3 protein-coding genes and 1 pseudogene are annotated in these 4065 nt (G+C 67.9%); 2 read left to right on the forward strand and 2 right to left on the reverse strand.

Annotation, left to right across the window (positions count from 1 at the left end):
- Positions 1-570 (reverse strand): TetR/AcrR family transcriptional regulator (locus VFW69_RS03545; protein WP_526498234.1); only part of this gene is annotated, 570 nt, incomplete at its 3' end.
- A gap of 133 nt (positions 571-703) precedes the next feature.
- On the opposite strand from VFW69_RS03545, the gene VFW69_RS03550 reads away from it, so the two are divergent.
- Positions 704-2053 (forward strand): MFS transporter, encoded by a 1350-nt coding sequence (locus tag VFW69_RS03550; RefSeq protein WP_526498236.1) that lies wholly within the window; start codon positions 704-706, stop codon positions 2051-2053.
- A gap of 263 nt (positions 2054-2316) precedes the next feature.
- Complete coding sequence (locus VFW69_RS03555; protein ID WP_526498238.1) at positions 2317-3585, forward strand: IS110 family RNA-guided transposase; 1269 nt, start codon at positions 2317-2319, stop codon at positions 3583-3585.
- A 111-nt stretch (positions 3586-3696) separates the two neighbouring features.
- Here VFW69_RS03555 and VFW69_RS03560 read toward each other — a convergent pair.
- Positions 3697-4065 (reverse strand): annotated as a pseudogene (locus VFW69_RS03560) (hypothetical protein); the annotation flags it as partial.

Consider the following 4065-nt stretch of genomic DNA (forward strand, 5'->3'; position numbering starts at 1 on the left):
CAAGGGGCGGGGGCGGAGGCCGTCGAAGACGATGTCCAGGGTGCGGCGGCGTAGCGCGGCGTCGTCGCCGAGGTGCTCGGCCGCGCGGGAGGTGCCGACCATCAGCGCGATCAGTTCCGTGACACCGACGTCCTCGCGGACAGCGCCGGCGTCCTGGGCCCGGCTGAGCAGGTTGTTGAGCGACCGGCGCACACCAGCGCTGACCTCGGCGCCCAGCCGCGGCACGTCCGCGCCCGCAGCGGCGAGAGCGTCACTGTAGGCGTTCTTCGCGGCGGCCATGTCCGCCCATTGGCTCAGGAAGGTGAAGAAAGCGCCTCCCGGGTCCTCGGCGCCGGCCCAGCGGTCGGCCTCCGCGGCGAAGCGGCGCATCCGCTCCAGCAGCACGGCTTCCAGCAGGGCTTCCTTGGTCGGGAAGTGGCGGAACACGGTGCCGATGCCGACCCCGGCCTCCTTCGCGATCTCCTCGGTCGGGACGGCGGTCCCCTTCGCGGCGAACACGGTCTCCGCGGCCGCGAGCACCCGCACCCGGTTGCGCCGGGCGTCGGCTCGCAGAGGTTTCGGTTCTGGCACGTCGACGATCGTAAGTCCTGGTGAAGGGAATCCCACCCACGATCGCGGAAAGTGATTGTCCATCTGCCCTGGACATCGCCAACCGCGTCAGCGATGGTGACCCATGGAGTGATGCCAGTCACAGGAGGCAACCATGGTGCTCGGTCGCGACGAGGCGCACAACGCCGTCACCGCCCAGAACAAGACCCAGCGAACCCAGGTGAGAAGAGCGGCCGTCGCCAGCGCGATTGGCACCACGATCGAGTGGTACGACTTCTTCCTCTACAACACCGCGGCGGCGTTGATCTTCCCGCACGTGTTCTTCCCGGCGTCGAGCAGCTACGCGGGCGCGATGCAGTCCTTCGCGACCTACGCCGTCGGGTTCGCGGCCCGCCCGGTCGGCGCGGCGATCTTCGGCCACTGGGGTGACCGGATCGGCCGCAAGGTCACGCTCGTCATCACATTGCTGCTGATGGGCATCGCGTCGGGCGTGGTCGGGTTCCTGCCCGGCACGGACCGGATCGGCATCGCCGCGCCGCTGATCCTGGTCGCGTTGCGGCTCGTCCAGGGCATCGCGATCGGCGGCGAGTGGAGCGGTTCGGTGCTGCTCGCGATGGAATGGGGCAACCAGCGTAAACGGGGCCTGCTCGGCAGCTTCGCACAGATCGGCGTCCCGGTCGGCCTGGTACTCGGCACCGGTGGCATGACATTGCTGTCCGCGGTGCTGTCGGACGACGCCTTCAACTCGTGGGGCTGGCGAATCCCGTTCCTGCTCAGCCTGGTGCTCGTCGCGGTCGGGCTGGTGATCCGGCTGCGGATTCTGGAAACACCCATGTTCGCTGCCGTTATGGCGCAAAAGCGCACCGCCCGCAACCCGGTCGGGGACGCGATCAAGCACCACTGGCGCGAAATCCTGCTGTCCGCGGGGCTGCGGTTCAGCGAGCAGATGCCGTTCTATCTGTTCACCAGCTATGTGCTGGTGTACGTCGTCGCCCAGCACCACTACTCGAAGACATTCGTCCTCAACGCCGTGCTGGTCGCCGCCGCGCTGGAACTGGCGACCATTCCGCTGTTCTCTCAACTGTCCGACCGTGTCGGGCGCAAGCGCGTCTACCTCACCGGCGCGGTGCTGACCGGGCTTCTGGCGTTCCCGTACTTCGCTGTGCTCAAGGGCGGTGGGCAGGTCGCGATCTTCGTCGCCATCGTCATCTCGATGATCCCGCACGCGATGCAGTACGGCCCGCAGGCCGCGTTCATCGGCGAGAGCTTCCCGACCCACCTCCGCTACGGCGGCGCGGGCCTCGGGTACCAGCTCGCGTCGGTGTTCGCCGGTGGTCCCGCGCCGCTGCTGGCGACGTGGCTGCTGCACGCCACGGGCACGCCGTACTCGATCGCGGCCTACATCGTGCTCGCCGCGGTGGTGACCGTCATCTGCGGCTGGCTGATCACCGACCGCTTCCGCGCCGACATCGCCGACGACGCCACCTACGCCCGCCCCGCCTGAAGCCTGTGGGCAAGTGCCGTGAAGGGCACCTTCACGGCGTTAGTTCCGTTCATTCCTGGTGGGGTGGCCCGTTGAGGGGTGAAAATGGGTGTTGGCTGCCCGTTGACGTCGTTGCTTCATGGTCGTGTGTGGCCGTGCGTTAGTCGGATGCTGGGAGCCGTGTGCGGGCCCTTGATTGTTGCTTCGAGCACGCGGATCAGATTTGTGTCACGCCCAGGTTCCCGCGGGCAGCCGCCTGAAGTGCCGCTGGCCAGGGAGGACCGATGCTCAAGCCGTCACAGGACACCGACGAGATCATCATGCGGGTGGCCGCGCTGGATATCGGCAAGGCCGAGGTGATGTGTTGTGTCCGGGTGCCGGACGGGGCCCACCCTGGAAAGCGGTTGCAGGAGGTGACCCCGTACTCGACGATGACGCGGTCGTTGCTGCTGCTGGCGGATCGGCTGGCCGGTCTGGGCGTGACGCGGGTGGTGATGGAATCGACGTCGGACTATTGGAAACCGGTGTTCTACCTGCTGGAAGCGCACGGTTTCGACACGTGGCTGGTCAACGCCAAGGACGTCAAGCATCTGCCCGGCCGCCCGAAGACCGACCGGCTGGATGCGGTGTGGTTGTGCAAGATCGCCGAGCGGCAGATGATCCGCCCCAGTTTCGTGCCCCCACCCCCGATCCGTCGGCTGCGGGATCTCACCCGGTACCGGCGGGATCTGGTGGAAGCCCGCACCGCGGAGAAACAGCGGGTGGAGAAGCTGCTGGAAGACGCCTGCCTGAAGCTGTCGGTGGTTGCGTCGGACATTTTCGGGGTCTCTGGGCGGGCCATGATGGCCGCGCTGGTCGCTGGTCAGCGGGATCCGGCGGTTCTGGCGCAGCTGGCCCGTGCCTCGCTGCGCCGCAAGATCAGCCGGTTGGAGGGGGCGTTGACCGGGCACTTCACCGACCATCACGCGTTTCTGTTGTCCACGATGCTGGCCAGGGTGGACGCGATCAGCGCGGACATCACCCGTGTCGAGGACAGGATCGAGGAGTTGGTTGCCCCTTTCGCGGGGCCGGTCGACCGGCTGGATGAGATCACCGGAGTGGGCCGGGCGGCCGCGCACGTGATCATCGCCGAGATCGGCCTGGATATGGGGCGATTCCCCACCCCGGGACACCTGTGCTCCTGGGCGAAGTTTGCGCCTGGGGTGTCGGAATCGGCGGGCAAGAAGAAGGGCACCGGGGGCACCGGTCACGGCAACCCCTATCTTGCCCGGGTGTTGGGTGAAGCGGCCGTCGCGGCCGGCAGGACCAACACGTTCCTCGGTGAGCGGTACCGGCGCATCGCCCGTCGTAGTGGCGCGAAGAAAGCCATCGTCGCGGTCGGCCGGTCCATCCTGGTCATCATCTGGCACCTGCTGTCCGACCCCGATGCCCGATTCCATGATCTGGGCGCCGACTTCTATCCACAGCACACCAACACCCAGCGCAGGATCCGCAACCACATCAGCCAACTCAACGCCCTGGGCTACCGAGTCACCCTCGAACCCGCCGCCTGAACACCCACCATCAACCACGAACCCGGCTCCACTGCGCTACGCCGGGTGCTTCGCCTGCCCAATCACCTTCGATTTTCGGATCAGAAGCCGTGAAGGTGCCCTTCACGGGACCTACGGGCGGGGGAAGGGGCCGTTGCCGGGGGTCTGCGGGGGTTGCTGCGTCGGGTACGGGCTGATCGGAGGCGGTGGAGTTGTGTAGTGCTGGCCCGGTTGGCGCAGCGGCAAACCCGGCTGCGGGCCGGTCTGCGGGCCTGACGGCGGAGGACCTGCCGGGCCGGGCTGCGCCGGGCCGGATTGTGCCGGGCCAGACTGGGGCGCCGGCTGCGAGGGCCGCTGCTTCTCCGTGACGGGCTCGTCTTCGGGAGCCTCCTGCGCTTCTTCGGGCTGGGGCGCCGGATTGCCACGGAGCACGTTCGCGGCGGGAGGCGCCGGCGGTGTCGAGCCGAGCGGGCCCGGAACCTCTTGGCGCGCAACCTTTTC

The organism is Mycobacterium sp. (assembly GCF_036273375.1).
In the GTDB taxonomy this organism is placed as follows: domain Bacteria; phylum Actinomycetota; class Actinomycetes; order Mycobacteriales; family Mycobacteriaceae; genus Mycobacterium.

Excerpts from the sequence above, each read along its gene's own strand:
- VFW69_RS03555 (WP_526498238.1), top strand. The coding sequence starts at position 2,317 with ATGCTCAAGCCGTCACAGGACACCGACGAGATCATCATGCGGGTGGCC.
- VFW69_RS03550 (WP_526498236.1), top strand. The coding sequence starts at position 704 with ATGGTGCTCGGTCGCGACGAGGCGCACAACGCCGTCACCGCCCAGAAC.